The sequence below is a fragment of the Mechercharimyces sp. CAU 1602 genome, from assembly GCF_024753565.1.
In the GTDB taxonomy this organism is placed as follows: Bacteria; Bacillota; Bacilli; order Thermoactinomycetales; family JANTPT01; genus Mechercharimyces.
This window is the reverse complement of sequence record NZ_JANTPT010000001.1, coordinates 1,459,173-1,475,550: the sequence shown is the minus strand read 5'-3', so window position 1 is coordinate 1,475,550 and position 16,378 is coordinate 1,459,173. Positions and strand designations below refer to the sequence as shown.

Sequence of the window (16,378 nt, the reverse complement as noted above, 5' to 3'; positions counted from 1 at the left end):
GAGATGGAAAATTTTAAACGGCACCGCCGTTTACGAGCAAATAGTGCGATTCGTCAAATGGTGCGTGAACATGAACTTCAACTGACTGATCTCATTTATCCGCTTTTTGTGGTAGAAGGGAAGCAGGTGAAAAAAGAGATTCCTTCGATGCCAGGTGTATATCATTATTCGCTCGATCAATTAGAGGAAGAAATCGACGAAATTGTGGGTTTAGGGATACGCTCCATCATCTTATTTGGGGTACCGTCTGAAAAGGATGCTGTAGGAAAATGCGCGGATGATGAGTTTGGTATCGTGCAACGGGCGACGGCTCTAGTAAAAGAACGGCACCCTGCATTGTATGTGATTGCTGATACGTGTTTGTGCCAATATACTGATCATGGTCACTGTGGCGTAGTGGAAGAGGGGATTGTCCTCAACGATGCCTCACTAGAGAGATTAGCACAGACGGCAGTGTCGCAGGCACGTGCAGGAGCTGATATGATTGCACCTTCGAATATGATGGACGGATTTGTTACAGCGATTCGGCGGGGGTTGGATGAGGAAGGATTTAGTCATATTCCTATTATGTCGTATGCGGTCAAGTATGCTTCGGCTTTTTATGGGCCATTCCGTGATGCGGCTGATTCCTCGCCGCAGTTTGGTGATCGACGGACGTATCAGATGGATCCAGCTAATGCGCGTGAAGCACTGCGTGAAGCCGCTTCTGATGTGGACGAGGGTGCCGATATGCTGATGGTAAAGCCAGGACTGGCTTATATGGATATTATTGTGCGCTTGAAACAACAGTTTGATCTTCCGCTGGCGGTGTATAACGTAAGTGGGGAGTACTCGATGATAAAAGCAGCAGCACAAAACGGATGGATCGACGAGCAAGCGGTAGTTATGGAGATGCTAACAGGAATGAAGCGAGCCGGAGTTGATTTAATTCTTACCTATCACGCAAAAGATGCCGCGCGGTGGTTAAAGAATTAAAAGGCGGATCAAGCCTGTGCTCAAGCTGTAACATCAGGAAATCAGATGTAGCCACCATCTGAAAGTTGACTTTATAAAAAGTGGGCTAGATATACAGGCAGGCGGACTTCTATATAATGAGAAGTCCGCCTGCCTGTGTTATTGTTCATTTTGAATTTGAATAATGTTTCCTACAGTATCATCAAATCTTGCGTAAGTTCCCCAGGCTTCGTTTGTGGGAGCTATCGTAAATTTGACTCCAGCCTTTTCTAATCTTTGGCACTTATGTTGGACATCTTCGACAAAAAAAGTTGTGAAGGGTATTCCTTGTTCATATAGAGCTTGTTGATATGTTTTGGCTGCAGGGTTATCGTTAGGTTCAAGAAGTAACTCAATCTCCCCTGCTCCATTAGGAGATACTAGAGTTAGCCATTTGAACTGGCCTACGGGAATGTCATGTTTTTTTGTAAAGCCAAGTTTACCGGTATAGAAATTAAGAGCCTTCTCTTGATTATCGACCAAAACACTCGTTAGTTTTATTTTCATGAATGATCCTCCTTTATAATCGAAAATTCTACTCCATCGTCTTTATTGAATAACCCCAGTGAAATTAGCTTCTCTCCTTTGTTCTAACTATCCTTCTTAAGCAGTTCGAATCGTTACATTAAATAGTGACTAGTCTTTGTGCTCGTTCCTGAACCTCTTGTAATAGTCCTTCTTCATCTATCGTTTGCAACTTTCGTCCACGCATAAGAATTTGTCCATTTACGATGGAAGTATCGACGTCGGCACCAGTAGCAGCATAGGCGAGTAAGGAGTAGAGATCATGCTGGGGTGTAAGGTGGGGTTGGTTAAGGTTAATAAGGATGAGATCTGCCTTTTTACCTGTTTCTAACTTGCCAATTTGATGTTCCAGACCGAGTACACGTGCCCCATTCACGGTTGCCATTGAAAGGATATCGAAGGCACTGACAGCAAGAGGATCTGATGCTTGTGCTTTTTGTAAGCCCGCAGCTATTTTCATTTCCTTAAAAAGGTCAAGAGAAGAAGCGCTCCCCGCTCCATCGGTTCCCAGCGCAACAGTGATGTGCTGTTCCCGAAAGTGTGTGATAGGAGCAAATCCACATCCTAGTTTGAGGTTACTCATAGGATTGTGAGCGATGCCTCCCTTGATCTTAGTCAATAGAGGAATCTCATTTTCATTCACGTGAACGCAGTGAGCGAGTAGAAGATGATGGGTCCCGTCTAACATTCCGAGTTGATGTAGATATTGAGTAGATGAGCGTTTATATCGGTGTTGCATCCATTCGCTTTCTTCCAAGGTTTCGGCTAGGTGAATATGGATGGCAACATCCAGGTCCGTTGCATACTGCATCACCCGTTTTAGCGAAGTGGGATCGCAGGTATAGGGAGCGTGCGGACCCAGCATAGTAGTGATTCGACCATCTGCTTTTCCAGACCAGTGGTGAATAAGCTCTAATCCTTCTTGAAGGCGTTTCTCGCTCTGTAAATCATTGTTAAAGACGAGTCCACGTGTTAAGGATGCTCGAATTCCAGATAATGAAGCGGCGGCGGCTACCTGATCCATATGAATGTACATATCGGCAAATGTAGTTGTACCAGAACGAATCATTTCTGCAATTCCAAGTAAGGAGCCATAATAGATATCTTCTTCCGTCATACGAGCTTCAGCTGGCAAAATCTTTTGTCGTAGCCAATCCATCAATCTGAGGTCATCGTTATATGAGCGAAATAATGACATAGGTGAGTGTTGATGAGTATTGATGAGACCGGGGAGGGCAATCATGCCGGTAGCATCGATTAGGGTAGTATGCAAAGGGATAGGTTTATATGAGCCGCGGCTAATGGCTACAATCTCTTCATTTTCAATAAAGATATCTCCTTGAAAAGGCATTTCTTCTTTTATCATCGTTATAATGGTTGCATTTTGAATGAGTAGACTCATATGAATCATTCCCTCTTGTTTGGTAGATAGTTTGAAATAGCTTTCATGATCGATGATAAGGGTTTACGTAGCGAGAAGGTCAAGGGGGAGGTATAACGGATGACAGCACGGATTAAACTTATGCGGCAACGTTGTGAGGGAAGAATAGGTCCCTGATGCAGTATGGTGCTATACTTCTCCGCAAAGTTGTCACTTCATTGGGTGTGTACGATTTTTATCGATTTGCGGTACAATACGAAGGAAGGTTGAACGAAGGGGTGAATTAGATGCATAAAGGATTTGAACAATCTGCACGCAATTTTACGGAAGCGCGCAAAGTGATTCCTGGGGGGGTGAATAGTCCCGTCCGAGCTTTTAAATCTGTGGGAATGACTCCGGTATACATAGAGCGTGGTGAAGGGTCTCGTGTCTTTGATGTGGATGGGAACCAATATATTGATTATGTAGGATCTTGGGGACCACTAATCTTAGGGCATGCTCATCCACGTGTCGTACAAGCTGTACAAGAGATGGCAGCCAAAGGAACAAGTTTTGGTGCGCCGACGGAGATGGAGACGAGATTGGCACAGTTGGTTACCGAACGGGTAGACTCGGTCGATGTGGTGCGGATGGTAAACTCAGGTACAGAGGCGACGATGAGTGCACTGCGGTTGGCTCGTGCCTACACGAAGCGTAATAAGATATTAAAGTTTGAAGGCTGCTATCACGGTCATTCAGATAGCTTGCTTATCAAAGCGGGTTCCGGTGTGGCGACATTAGGTCTACCCGATAGTCCTGGTGTCCCTGAAAACACAGGGCAGCATACGTTGACGGTGCCGTATAACGATGTAGAAAGTTTGCGCCTCGCCTTCCAGAAATATGGGCATGATATCGCTGCGGTAATTATGGAACCTGTAGCGGGGAATATGGGGGTTGTGCCTCCTCAGGCAGGTTATTTGGAGGAAGTGCGTCACTTGTGTACGCATCATGAAACCGTGCTCATCTTCGACGAAGTAATGACGGGCTTTCGTGTACATAAACACTGCGCACAAGGCTTATATGGCGTACAACCTGACCTAACCACCTTTGGTAAAGTGATCGGGGGTGGGCTTCCGGTCGGAGCTTATGGAGGGAAACGTGAAATCATGTCTCTCATGGCACCTGAAGGCCCTGTATACCAAGCAGGAACTTTATCGGGGAATCCGCTTGCGATGGCAGCTGGATATACAACATTGGCTGAACTGGGACAAGAAGGTGTATATGAACAGCTGGATGAACGGGCACAGCGCTTAGAGAGTGGTCTGCGGAAAAACGCTGAGGAAGCAGGTATTCCTTATCATATAAACCGCGTGGGTTCGATGGTTTGTCTCTTTTTCACAGGAGATGAAGTGATCTCATATGAGCAAGCGAGCGGGGCAGATCGTGAACGATTTGCAGCTTACTTTAAATTGATGTTGGAGCAGGGGATATCGCTCCCGCCGTCTCAATTTGAAGGGATGTTTGTGTCTACTGCCCACTCTATTGAAGATATTGATCGTACGATTGAAGCGAACCGCATTGCACTAGCACAATTATAAGGATTAGGGGATTCACCTTAAACAAGGGGTGAGTCCTTTTTTTATGGCACATGGAACCCAGCTAGAAGGAACATTTCGTTCTCTTTCATTTCCCGCGTGTAACATTGTAAGTCTGCCAGTTCTCCCATTCGGACAGGGTTATATCCGTCGAAAGAGCGCATATAGATACAGTACAGTCGAAAATCTGTGATGTTAAGTGCGTAGGATCGACGTTCGGCGTTTCTCTCGCATTATACCCACCCAGGTTTTCGGATGATATTTTCGATGCGAGGAGGGAGCACAGTGGCGGACAACGAGTATAAACAGTTACGTTTCGATATTTCTGAAAAGGTGCGACTTCATCCCCATCAGCCGGGAATGGATACCCTCCTGGAGCTGGACCTTTACCCGGATGTCGAGATTGAAGAACAAGATACTCATCTAAAAATTCATGGCTACTTGCGTCTTAATGGTGCTTATCGCAGCAATGATCAAGCGACATCGGCTCAGATGCAAGCGGAGGTGAATGAAGAGAAGCAAGAAGAGATCGCTTACGTCATCCCGGTTGAGATCTCTTTACCCACAGACAAAGCCGATCTAGAATTGTTAGCTGCCGAGGTGGAGGCATTTGATTATCAAGTATTATCACCATTCGAACTGCAAATTGAGGCTTTGCTCACTATTGATGGGTTAATTGATGACGGCAATCAGGCTCCAGCGACAAGGGAGGAAGCTCCGGAAGCCTCATTTGCAGGAGCGCGTGCGCAAGAAGATGAGGGGAGAGAAGAGCTTACTACTTCACAAACGGAAGAGGCTGAGGAAGCAGACAGTGTGTCAGCAGAGTCTGACTTACCACGATCGGAAGCACAGGAGTTAATGATGGCAACATCTCAGCTCGATTCACAAGAAAGAGATGTACCTGATTCATATGAATTTAGAGCTGAACAAGATCATGAGTATGATAAAAAAGATACAGAACGCCTGGAAGAAGAGGAAAGGGAAATCCGGGCGAGCCATTTAGAAAAGAAGCGGCAGAGACTGACACCATCTGATATTGCTGATTATGGAGAAGAGGAATTTGAATCATCAACGGAACTAATTGGAAATAAGTATGAAAGAAGTAATGTTCATCCAATTCGCCCGGAAATAGAAGAGGTTTCCCTATCCTCCGTTTCTGCTGATTCTTCGGCAGAAGAAAGCAGTTCGACGACAACTGAAGTAGCAGCGGAAGCTAGAGCGGGGACAAGAGCAGAGAAATCAAGTGGGACTTCATTGGAATGGGCACGGCGCTTGGTTCGTGAAGAAGAACCAAGCTTTGTCCGTATGCGCATGGTGATTGCTCAAAAAAATGATTCCGTGGATACGATAGCCGACCGTTACAATTTGGCTTCGAGTAGAATTATGAAGCTAAATAGCCTAGATAGTCATGCGCTGGAAGAAGGACAGATCGTCTATATTCCACGTGAAGCGTAACCGTGGTGATAACCGTTGAAGAAGGAGTAAGCGTAACGGGGATGGCCGCTTTCTGTATAGAGGTCGTTCCCTTATCCTCTTCATAACGAAGGGAGGAAAGCATAGTGAAGCAACAAAATATGAGCCGGCAAGAATTACAACAAGTTTTCACTCAGTATGGATTTACTCCCCATAAAGTGACACAGATCAATAGAATCTTTCGTGTGGAAACAGACCAGGGTACATATGCGCTAAAGTGGACGAAGCAACCGGCAGAAAAACTAATGATGATATATGATATCCTACAGCATGCGTGTGAAAAAGGATATCGGCATGTAATTCCATGGGTGAAGACCGAGTCGGATGAAGCATATGTAATGACAACAAGTGGGAATTGGTATGCGACTCCATGGATAGAGTCAGCCGAACAAGAGTTGTTTGCACCATCAACAGATGCGTTGCTTGAATCACTGGCTCAGTTGCATCAATTATCGGCACCCCTTGTTAAGCGATACCCTAAGTTTAAGAATCAACTAAATGAACCCTTTATTGAAAGGTGGAAGGAAAGGAAAGAGAAGACGGCGGAGTATTTTCATTTTGCTAGAAAACGCGACATCCCATCGCCATTGGATCATTCTTTTCTAGAGCAAGCATCTTATTTAGAAAAAGCGTTTGACTTTTCCATTCGTGGGGTTGAGCGCTTTCTACAAGCAGAGCGGGGCAAAGCTCCTCGTTACACCTTATGCCATGCTCGTATTCATCCAAAGCACGTCCTAATCAGTGAAAGTGGCTGGTATTGGATTGATTTTGACCATGCCGTGATTGATACTCCTGTACGTGATATAGCGACGTTTTATCGTCAATTTGGTGATCCGGATCGGGAAGATATTTCTACTTACCTTAGTCACTATGAAGAAGAATCATCGTTAAAACGGATCGAAGAGAAGTTATTAGCAGTATACTTGGCTTACCCCCTGCGACCTTATCAAGTGTTAAAATCGTATTACGGTGATGAATCATCTGTAAACGAATCGTATTCGGTCGGAGAATTTGATCGTGCGATAGCACAGTTGGGCCGGTTTCAAGAAGTGATTCAAACTTTGTGGCAGAAAAGAGATAAAGTGCAGTTACAAGAAAGAAAGAATAAGCGGTTTAGTCGTGAGCAGGAAGGGTTGCAGGAGACTGAGCTGGGGCTAGCTGACGAGCCTGTCCAATTTCCCATCTTCCCTCATAGCCCTCCTGATTCGTAACCATACCTCATTGTAAGAAATAAAGCTGATGAGGAGAACAGCTTCCTCATCAGCTTTTTATGTGCGATTAATGACCGGATCATTCCATATTTTTTGATAGAGACTGGACAAGCAGAAAAGAAAAGAGCAAAATAGAGAAGAGACTTTTTTGAAACGACAGGAGGTTTTTGCCTGTGAGTGCAGTAAAATCAATGGCGAAAAGCATGTATCGTGGTTTTTTCTTTCTGTTATTATTAAGTTTATTATTATTGGGGGCCACGTTACTATTGGCTGTATTAGCTGACCCGCCTTTGATGTATGAAAGTGTGCAAAAAGCGTTTGGAATGAACTGATGAGAAAAACGGTATGGAACGAACAAGAAGAGGCGACGGGTGCATTCATATTTGACCTGTTGCCTTTTCCATTGTACAATATGAAAAACATGACATGGTCGCGTCAGTGAGGCTGTGAGAGGGAAGAGTTGTTGGGTATTTCACTATAAAGAGAATAGCACCCATAGGCTGAAAGGTGCTTTAGTTGAATCCAATGACGGGTCGCCCTGGAGCTATCTGCCTGAACAGTGGAGTAAGGTAGGTCGTCTGCCCGCGTTAAGGGTTGTAAGGGCACGAATCGGGACAGTGGGTTTGTGAACAAAGGTGGTACCGCGAAGATGCTTCTTTCGTCCTTTGGATGAGAGGGCTTTTTTTATGTGCTAAAGGAGATGAAAATTATGGTTAAATCAGAAATGCCATCCGCTTATGATCCTAAAAAAGCGGAAGAGAAATGGTACGATTTTTGGATGGAAAAAGGATTTTTTACCGCTGGTCAAGACCAGAGTAAGAAGCCGTATACAATTGTAATCCCGCCGCCAAATGTAACAGGGAACTTACACATTGGTCATGCATTAAATAACGCATTGCAAGATCTACTCATTCGTTTTAAACGGATGCAAGGGTACGATGCATTATGGCTCCCAGGTACGGACCATGCTGGGATTGCGACGCAGACAAAAGTAGAAGAGCGTTTGCGTGAAGAAGGGTTGACGCGCCATGATCTAGGAAGGGAGAAATTTTTAGAGCAAGTATGGGAATGGAAAGAAAAATATGCAAATGTGATTCATAGTCAATGGAAAAAGATGGGCTTGTCGCTCGATTATTCGCGAGAACGCTTTACGATGGATGAAGGGTTATCGAAAGCCGTGCGAGAAGTTTTTGTACGTCTGTACGAAAAAGGGTTTATCTATCGCGGGAAGTATATTATTAACTGGGATCCGGCGGCACGGACCGCTCTTTCAGATATTGAGGTTATCTATAAAGACGTACAGGGAGCGCTTTATCATTTAGAGTATCCGCTACAGGATGGATCAGGCTCAATTCGGGTGGCGACGACTCGCCCAGAGACGATGCTAGGGGATACAGGCATTGCCGTTCATCCCGAAGATGAGCGCTATAAGTCATTGATCGGAAAAAGAGCGATTCTCCCTATTATTGGACGTGAAATTCCAATTGTAGCAGATGAGCATGTAGATCCTGAGTTTGGAAGTGGCGCGGTAAAAATAACACCAGCGCACGATCCAAATGATTTTGAAATTGGTCAGCGTCATCAATTGCCTCAGGTATTAATCATGGATGAGAGCGGTGTGATGAATAAAGAGGCAGGTCCATATCAGGGACTGGATCGATTCCAATGTCGTAAACAGATTGTAAAAGATCTGCAGGATGCAGGGGTACTAATTGAAATTGAAGAACATATGCATTCAGTGGGGCATAGTGAACGGTCGGGAGCTGTTGTAGAACCGTATTTGTCTACGCAATGGTTTGTACGGATGGAGCCATTAGCGGAACAAGCGATAAAAGATACGAAAAGTGGAGAAAGTGCTCAGTTTGTACCCGATCGCTTTGAGAAGATTTACTTGCATTGGATTGAAAATATCCGTGATTGGTGTATTTCACGGCAGCTTTGGTGGGGGCACCGTATCCCAGCATGGTATTGTGAGGACTGTGGAGAAGTAACCGTGAAGCGTGAAGATGCTACTTCCTGTGAGCATTGTCAAAGTGATAAAATCAAGCAGGATAACGATGTATTGGATACGTGGTTTAGTTCAGCGCTATGGCCATTTTCTACTCTGGGGTGGCCTGCGGAAAGTGAAGATTTTAAGCGCTATTTCCCAACAGACGTATTGATAACTGGCTATGACATCATCTATTTCTGGGTTGCACGCATGATTTTCACCTCTCTTGAATTTACAGAGCAAAAGCCTTTTCAAGATGTGCTGATTACAGGATTGATTCGCGACGCTGAGGGCCGGAAAATGTCTAAGTCACTGGGGAACGGAATTGATCCACTGGAAGTGATTGAAAAGTACGGAGTTGATGCGATGCGCTTTATGCTATCGACTGGCTGTACTCCGGGGAATGATCAACGCTTCCGCTGGGAGCGTGTGGAAGCGGCACGCAATTTCTCTAATAAGATTTGGAATGCATCCCGCTTTGCTCTTATGCATGTAGAGTCCCAACAGCCAGCAGATTTACAACTGACAGCAGAGCGTATAAAGCAGCTATCGACGGCGGATCGTTGGATCTTACACCGCCTAAACGAAACGATTGCCGATGTGACACGTCTTTTAGAGCGCTACGACTTCGGTGAAGTGGGTCGCCTTCTTTACAATTTCGTATGGGACGATGTGTGTGATTGGTATATTGAATTCGCCAAGTTACCTCTTTACGGTGAAAATGAAGAGGCCAAACAGCGCACCCGCGCGGTGCTCGTATACGTATTGGATCAGTCGCTCCGTCTTCTTCACCCGTTTATGCCATTTGTGACAGAGGAGATATGGCAACACTTACCGCTAGAAGAAGGGGAAAGCATTACAATTGCTAGCTGGCCGACAGCAAGGGAGTCATTTTCCTTCTCTGATGCGGAAGGGGAGATGAATCTTCTTATCGATTTGATCCGCTCAGTACGTAATATTCGTGCGGAAGAGGAAGTGGAGCCAGGTCATAAAGTGGATCTTCTAATTAAGGCAGATGAGAGTGCGATTGAGACGATTGAAAACAGTCGCGAAGCGATTCAACGCTTGTGTCAAACGAAAAAATTGGAAATCGGGACACAGATCGAGCAACCTGCTCGTGCTATGAGTGCTGTTGTAACAGGTGCGGAGATATTCTTACCTCTGGAAGGGCTGATCGATATTTCACAAACGATCGCCCGTTTGGAGGCTGAGAAGAAGAAGTTGGATCAAGAGGTTTTGCGTGTAGAAAAGAAACTGAGCAATAAAGGGTTTGTCAGCAAAGCACCTGCTCATGTTGTGGAGGAAGAGAAACGAAAAGGGGAAGAATATGCGGAAAAGCGGAGTAAGGTAATCGCTCGCCTGCAAGAGTTACAAGACTAAAGTTGTAGATGGCCCGCTCAGATTTGGAGGGGGGCCATCTCTCACGGTGTTTAAAGATAAAGTGGAGGGAATAGATCAATCATGAGTGAACAGCAACGATTTCATTCAGCAGATGAGGTCTTAACATGGATGGATTCATATTGTGCCAAAAAAATACAACCGGGCTTGGAACGAATGCAGAGCGTTCTTACCCAATTGGATCATCCGGAACGAAGATTAAAATGCATTCATATCGCTGGAACCAACGGGAAAGGTTCCACAGCAGCGATGATAGCTAGTTCATTGCAACATGCGGGGTATCCGGTGGGTTTATTTACTTCACCCTATATTCAACACTGGAGTGAGCGTATCGTGGTGGATGGAGAGCCTATCGCGGACGCCTCCTTGGTTAACTGGGCGAACCATCTCTATCCTTACGTTATACAGTTAGAAAAGGAAACAGGTGAGCGCGTTTCACCGTTTGAATGGTGGACGTTGATTGCTATTTGTTATTTTGTTTATGAAGCCTCCCCTTGGTTTGTCGTGTGGGAGACGGGTATGGGAGGACGACTGGATTCGACGAATGTGGTGTATCCGCTCGTGTCGGTTATTCCTCATATCGGTATAGACCATACTCAATTCCTAGGCTCATCATTAACAGAAATCGCCCATGAAAAAGCGGGGATTATTAAGCGGGGCGTACCTACTGTTATCGGTGAAATGGATGAAGAGGCGTTGGTGGAAATTGCACACGTAGCGCAAGCGCAAAAGAGTCGACTCTATCAGTGGGATAAAGAGTACACGATGACAGGGCAAGGAGATCAGTATGATTTTGTGAGCCCGTTTCGCACCATTGCTGGAGTGAAGATTCCGCTGTTGGGTGAGCATCAGGTTAGAAACGCAGCGACAGCATTGATGACGTTGGAAGTGTTACGCCAATTTTATGCAACTGTCTTGGAGGAGGATGAAGTGCGAGTGGGTTTAGAAAAGACTTCATGGCCAGGGCGCTGTGAAGTGATTTCTTCGCAACCGCCTATTCTCTTAGATGGTGCTCATAATGAAACAGGCGCCCGTGCACTTGCTCATACGATTCATAAGCACTTTCCAAATCGACGCATCGCCATGTTGATCGCTATGATGAAAGAGAAAGAGGTTGAAGCTATTTTACAGCCGATATTACCGTTTGTAGAGAAGGTAGTCGTGACACAAGTGGACGATGTACGTGCACTTCCTCCATCAGTCTTAAAAGATAAGATAACTTCTTTGGCACCCGAGCTTATGGTAACAGTAGCTGGAAACGCAGAAGAGGGGATGGCAGAGTTGCGCACATCAGGGACGCCTGAGGAGTTGATCTTGGTGACGGGATCGCTCTACCTAGTAGCGGAAGTTAGAAGGATGATACAGTAATAGGATTTATCAATAAAGGAAGTGGGTGCATCCGATGAAAGCGAACGAACATATTCATTTTATTGGGATAGGTGGCTATGGCATGAGTGCTATCGCCCGTGTATTGGTAGAGATGGGTCATCCTGTGACGGGCTCTGACTTATCTGCAAATAAGTTGACGGAAAGTTTGGCAGCACGAGGCGCAACAGTACATTATAAACATGATGCAAAATGGGTGGAGGGAGCAGACCGGGTAGTTTATTCCTCCAGTATTCCTGAGCACAATGTAGAGATGATGGCGGCTCGTGAATGGGGGATTCCTGTGATGCATCGCTCTGAGATGTTGGCGTTATTGTTAAATGATAAACAGGGAATAGCAGTAGCAGGTGCCCATGGTAAGACAACGACCTCTTCTATGATTGCCCAAGTGATGGAGCTGGGTGAGGCTGATCCCACTTATATTATTGGTGGAGAAGTGGTAGGGTTAGACGGTAATGCTAAGGCAGGGAGTAGTCCTTATGTTGTGGCCGAAGCAGATGAAAGTGATGGCACATTCTTGGAGTATTTTCCTTACATAGGTATTGTGACCAATATCGAACCGGATCATTTAGAAAACTACGATGGTGACTTTAAAAATCTGAAACAAGCATATAAGCAATTCTTATCCCAAATTCAGAGCGAAGGCTCAGCTATTTTGTCTGTTGATGATCCCTATCTACGCGAGATGAAGGAAGAGGTGGATGCAAATGTCATTACCTATGGCCTGCATCCAGAGGCTGATTACCGTGCAATCAATATTCGTGCGCAGGAGCGGGAAGTACGGTTTGAGATCCAGTATCGTGGGGAGGTGCTAGGAGAAATCCATCTGTTTGTACCGGGTCATCATAATGTTTCTAATGCTTTAGCCGCAGTAATCACTTGTTTACAAGTAGGTTTATCTTTTGCACAAATTGCAGATGCGCTTACCCATTTTCGTGGTGCGAAGCGCCGCTTTCAAGTGATCGGTGAGGTGAACGGAATCATGGTAGTAGATGATTATGCTCATCACCCGACTGAAATCCGTTCCACAATTGAAGGTGTAAAGGCGATGAACAAGCGGATCGTTACGGTGTTCCAACCACAACGCTATTCACGGACACACTTGTTGATGCAGGAGTTTAGCGAGGCTTTTGCTGATGCGGATGAAGTTGTTATTACCAGTATTTACTCGCCAGCAGGTGAGAAACCAATCGAAGGCGTTACATCGGAGCGTTTAACACAAATGGTTAAAGAGAGTGGACAGCTAAATGTCCAATTTTGTAACACGCAAGAAGAGGCGAAGGCATATTTGCTGGAGATGTTACGACAAGATGATCTTGTGCTGACGATGGGAGCAGGAGACATCTGGCAGTTGGCTCATAGTCTCGTGCCAGCATTGGAAAAAAGGGAAGCATAATAATAGAAGGCGATAAAAACCCCTAAATGGTTGTCTTAACCATTTAGGGGTTTTGTTTACAAGGTAGTATTACATTTTCAGATATTTTTTTATCACATAGCGTTCGATCCATGCCCAAGGGAGGAGGGATTTTAGGCGCAGGGTGGATTTTGCCTCTTTTCCGATAGGATAGCGTAGCTTAGGATTAGGGTGCTGGGCAACTCGGACGATAAGGTCAGCCACATCTTGAGGGTCAGCAGCGTGTTGTTTGATTTGAATCGCTTCATTCATAATCATTTCCATCTCTTTGGGATAGTTGCTATTTCTTTTACCTTGGTCCGTTTGGGCAAAGCTTTTATCCCAGATAGAAGTTTGATATGAACCTGGCTCAATCAACGAGACATAGACCCCATAAGGGAGCATTTCAAGACGGAGTGATTCGCTAAACCCTTCGACAGCATATTTAGAGGAAGAATAAGGGCTGAGAGCAGGGAAGGCGATGCGACCGCTCACACTACTCATATTGATAATTCGTCCCTGTTGGCGTTGGCGCATGGAAGGAAGGACTGCTTGTGTAACAGCGATGAGTCCAAAAAAGTTTGTCTCAAATTGTTCGCGAAAAGTAGTTAATGATAGATCCTCTACGTATCCATTGGCAGCATAACCAGCGTTATTGATGAGCAGATCAATCTGTCCATATCGTTCGAGGACAGATTGAATCGTCGTAGAGATGGAATCATGATCGGTTACATCCAGTGGAAGGATCTCGATCGAAGTGAGCTTCTCCTTTTCGATCGCTTTTTCTAAGGCAGTCTTTTTTTCTAAAGCACGCATGGTGGCAATGACCTGATAGCCTTCTTTGGCTAGTGATAAAGCGGTAAGAAGACCAAATCCGCTAGACGATCCCGTAATCAGTGCAATTTCTTTACTCATCATAACCATCCTTTCTAAAGCTGCTAGCTAAAAAAGAGAGAAGAGGAGACAAGGATGTGTTAGGGTCGAGCATCTTGTAGATGACGTTTAGGCAACCAGTGAAAACTGAGTACATAGCTTAACGCGAGTCCAATGCCACCAAGGGCAGCTACGTGCAGAAGAGGTAGCTTGCCTTCGAACAATTGAAAAAGAGCTAACACGAGTGCTTGCCCACCGAGTGCGAGATAGGAAAACCATGCAAAACTGTTGCGCTTTTCCGTTGTTAGTACAGGGTAGAGGTGGATCATGATCTGTTCTCGATAAGGACGAATGACGGTAGGAAGTTGTAAGCTAGTCGCATACAGACTGAGGAGATAGATCGTAATTACTAAATACGGATGATCTAACCACCACAAGAGTAGACCGGTCACAATAACAAGACGTAGATACATGTCCCATAGTTCATTAGTACGGAAAAACGTACGTAGGTAGAGATATAGAAAAGGTCGTTTAAATAGAGGTAGCCATCCGATAAGGGCAATCAGCCATTTTCGGTGCTTTACTTTTGCATGTACGTGCGGGATGTCAACAAAGAGAGCAGCAAGACTATAGTTACGAGCTGTCATCTTCTCCTCTTTTTGTAACAATGTACGCCAGGGAAAACGTTTTTTGCGATTTCGCAGCTCAAGCCAAATGGTGAGGGCGAGTAGCGGAATCGAAACAATGAGACCTAGATAGATTTGATAAAAAAGAAGGGCGGTAAAGAGTAGATTGATAACCACTCTGTGTGGACGAAACCATGGAGAATGAAGGTGTTGTAAGTCTTCTCCATACTGATAAAAATTCCACCCTTTTAAGAGCAAGATCCATAAGAGAACAAACCACATATTTATGGTATCGCTGATGTATTGTAGGTAAAGTGGGGAGAGCAATAAGCTGATGACAACCGTTACAATCATATGTATGGTTGCACTATAAGTAATACTGGAACGGTAGTAGTGACGCATACGATCTTCTGCAGGCAATAAGAAAGTAAGATCTGGTTGGAGCAGGAAAGTACGGATAGGAACATAGCTTAACCATAAAGTATAAAGCAGTGTAAGGAAGAGCGGTACGGTTAAGAAAGGTGGAAAAACGTCCGGTAGATAAAGGAGTGGATGTTTTTCAGGTAGGGTGAACAGTAGCATAGCACCTAAGAGAAGGACGCCGAGTCCTTGTGCGATCAAGCGAAAGTAGCCAAGCCGCTTATTCCAAGCTTGGAGGAGTCGTTGGCGGTAAAGAGCGTTAATATTCATGGTTGCGTTCACCCCTCACCCTGTGTGACCATGCGAAAGAGCTCGTCTAAGCTTGCATTAGTTCGGCCGGCTTGAGCTTGCATTTGAGCTAATGTTCCATGCAACTGAACCCGACCCTCATGCAGGAGAACGAAGCGATCACAATATTTTTCTGCTGTAGAAAGGATGTGAGTGGAAAGAAGAATTCCTGCTCCGGCTTCTTTCATCGCGACAAAATGATCGAGCAGAGCTTGTGTCGCCAGGGGATCTAGTCCGACAAAAGGTTCATCGGCAATTAGGAGTGAAGGTTGTACAAGAAATGCACACAAGATCATAACTTTTTGCTGCATGCCTTTTGAAAAAACTCCTGGGAACCATTTGGCTTGCTTGGTCATGCGAAAGGTTTCAAGGAGAGCAGGGATACGCTCAGCAAAAGCTTGTTGATCTATTTGATATGCTTGAGCTGTTAGTTCCAAGTGTTCCATCAAGGTGAGCTCGTCATATAGTTGGGGCGTTTCAGGTATATAGGCCATGCTGGAGCGATATCGTACAGGATCTTCTCCAAGCGCCACATTGTCGAGGGTTATTTCTCCAGAAGAAGGATTGAGAAGTCCCAATATGTGTTTGATCGTTGTACTTTTACCGGCACCATTAAGACCGATGATTCCGACCATTTCATGGGGACGTACTGTAAATGAAATGTCATGAATTACAGGCTTATGTAATTGGTAGCCTCCTACCAATTGATTTACGTGTAACATCAGATGCACCCTTTCTCTCTCTGTGTGGGAACAGATTCCATACTGTGTTTATTGTATGCGATGAAAGGAGGGCTTGTCTAGGGAGGTTCAAATCATAGATTATAACCTAGTGGGCAAACAGCAAC

General features: G+C 45.1%; 13 protein-coding genes and 1 other annotated feature. Of the genes, 8 read left to right on the top strand and 5 right to left on the bottom strand.

The features are described 5' to 3' along the window. Positions 1-3: 3 nt before the first annotated feature. Positions 4-975, top strand: a complete 972-nt coding sequence (gene hemB, locus NXZ84_RS07690) for a porphobilinogen synthase (RefSeq protein ID WP_258839683.1) — start codon at positions 4-6, stop codon at positions 973-975. 138 nt (positions 976-1,113) lie between these two features. Here hemB and NXZ84_RS07685 read toward each other — a convergent pair whose 3' ends face one another. Continuing rightward, positions 1,114-1,500, bottom strand: a complete 387-nt coding sequence (locus NXZ84_RS07685) for a VOC family protein (protein WP_258839682.1) — start codon at positions 1,498-1,500, stop codon at positions 1,114-1,116. A 118-nt stretch (positions 1,501-1,618) separates the two neighbouring features. Further along, positions 1,619-2,920, bottom strand: coding sequence for an amidohydrolase (locus tag NXZ84_RS07680; RefSeq protein ID WP_258839681.1), 1,302 nt, complete (start codon positions 2,918-2,920; stop codon positions 1,619-1,621). Between the two features lie 266 nt (positions 2,921-3,186). On the opposite strand from NXZ84_RS07680, the gene hemL reads away from it, so the two are divergent. The 7 genes from hemL to murC all read left to right on the top strand — a co-directional run bounded on the left by hemL (position 3,187) and on the right by murC (position 13,327). After that, positions 3,187-4,476 (top strand): glutamate-1-semialdehyde 2,1-aminomutase, encoded by a 1,290-nt coding sequence (gene hemL / locus NXZ84_RS07675; RefSeq protein ID WP_258839680.1) that lies wholly within the window; start codon positions 3,187-3,189, stop codon positions 4,474-4,476. Between the two features lie 282 nt (positions 4,477-4,758). Next, the gene (locus tag NXZ84_RS07670; RefSeq protein WP_258839679.1) at positions 4,759-5,928 is read left to right on the top strand and encodes a LysM peptidoglycan-binding domain-containing protein; all 1,170 of its coding nucleotides are present in this window, start codon (positions 4,759-4,761) and stop codon (positions 5,926-5,928) included. Positions 5,929-6,032: 104 nt separating this feature from the next. After that, positions 6,033-7,157 (top strand): phosphotransferase, encoded by a 1,125-nt coding sequence (locus NXZ84_RS07665; protein ID WP_258839678.1) that lies wholly within the window; start codon positions 6,033-6,035, stop codon positions 7,155-7,157. A 173-nt stretch (positions 7,158-7,330) separates the two neighbouring features. Then, complete coding sequence (locus tag NXZ84_RS07660) at positions 7,331-7,489, top strand: hypothetical protein (RefSeq protein ID WP_258839677.1); 159 nt, start codon at positions 7,331-7,333, stop codon at positions 7,487-7,489. Between the two features lie 105 nt (positions 7,490-7,594). Next, positions 7,595-7,826: a binding site (T-box leader), on the top strand. 40 nt (positions 7,827-7,866) lie between these two features. Next, positions 7,867-10,527, top strand: coding sequence for a valine--tRNA ligase (locus tag NXZ84_RS07655; protein WP_258839676.1), 2,661 nt, complete (start codon positions 7,867-7,869; stop codon positions 10,525-10,527). A gap of 81 nt (positions 10,528-10,608) precedes the next feature. Further along, positions 10,609-11,913 carry a bifunctional folylpolyglutamate synthase/dihydrofolate synthase gene (locus NXZ84_RS07650; RefSeq protein WP_258839675.1) on the top strand — a complete coding sequence of 435 codons (1,305 nt, stop codon included), beginning with the start codon at positions 10,609-10,611 and terminating at the stop codon, positions 11,911-11,913. A 34-nt stretch (positions 11,914-11,947) separates the two neighbouring features. Continuing rightward, entirely contained in the window at positions 11,948-13,327 is a 1,380-nt protein-coding gene (murC, locus tag NXZ84_RS07645) for a UDP-N-acetylmuramate--L-alanine ligase (protein ID WP_258839674.1), read from the top strand. 69 nt (positions 13,328-13,396) lie between these two features. Here the strand turns inward: murC and NXZ84_RS07640 are convergent, their stop codons facing one another. The 3 genes from NXZ84_RS07640 to NXZ84_RS07630 are packed head-to-tail and all read right to left on the bottom strand — an operon-like array spanning position 13,397 to position 16,253. Continuing rightward, positions 13,397-14,239, bottom strand: a complete 843-nt coding sequence (locus tag NXZ84_RS07640; protein ID WP_258839673.1) for an SDR family oxidoreductase — start codon at positions 14,237-14,239, stop codon at positions 13,397-13,399. A gap of 59 nt (positions 14,240-14,298) precedes the next feature. Then, the gene (locus NXZ84_RS07635) at positions 14,299-15,513 is read right to left on the bottom strand and encodes an ABC transporter permease (protein WP_258839672.1); all 1,215 of its coding nucleotides are present in this window, start codon (positions 15,511-15,513) and stop codon (positions 14,299-14,301) included. 8 nt (positions 15,514-15,521) lie between these two features. Further along, positions 15,522-16,253 (bottom strand): ABC transporter ATP-binding protein, encoded by a 732-nt coding sequence (locus tag NXZ84_RS07630; protein WP_258839671.1) that lies wholly within the window; start codon positions 16,251-16,253, stop codon positions 15,522-15,524. Positions 16,254-16,378 lie beyond the last annotated feature (125 nt).

What these genes read in the sequence shown, in the direction of transcription:
- hemB (WP_258839683.1), top strand. Translation starts at nt 4, where the DNA reads ATGGAAAATTTTAAACGGCACCGCCGTTTACGAGCAAATAGTGCGATT.
- NXZ84_RS07685 (WP_258839682.1), bottom strand. Translation starts at nt 1,500, where the DNA reads ATGAAAATAAAACTAACGAGTGTTTTGGTCGATAATCAAGAGAAGGCT.
- NXZ84_RS07680 (WP_258839681.1), bottom strand. Translation starts at nt 2,920, where the DNA reads ATGAGTCTACTCATTCAAAATGCAACCATTATAACGATGATAAAAGAA.
- hemL (WP_258839680.1), top strand. Translation starts at nt 3,187, where the DNA reads ATGCATAAAGGATTTGAACAATCTGCACGCAATTTTACGGAAGCGCGC.
- NXZ84_RS07655 (WP_258839676.1), top strand. Translation starts at nt 7,867, where the DNA reads ATGGTTAAATCAGAAATGCCATCCGCTTATGATCCTAAAAAAGCGGAA.
- NXZ84_RS07650 (WP_258839675.1), top strand. Translation starts at nt 10,609, where the DNA reads ATGAGTGAACAGCAACGATTTCATTCAGCAGATGAGGTCTTAACATGG.
- murC (WP_258839674.1), top strand. Translation starts at nt 11,948, where the DNA reads ATGAAAGCGAACGAACATATTCATTTTATTGGGATAGGTGGCTATGGC.
- NXZ84_RS07640 (WP_258839673.1), bottom strand. Translation starts at nt 14,239, where the DNA reads ATGAGTAAAGAAATTGCACTGATTACGGGATCGTCTAGCGGATTTGGT.
- NXZ84_RS07635 (WP_258839672.1), bottom strand. Translation starts at nt 15,513, where the DNA reads ATGAATATTAACGCTCTTTACCGCCAACGACTCCTCCAAGCTTGGAAT.
- NXZ84_RS07630 (WP_258839671.1), bottom strand. Translation starts at nt 16,253, where the DNA reads ATGTTACACGTAAATCAATTGGTAGGAGGCTACCAATTACATAAGCCT.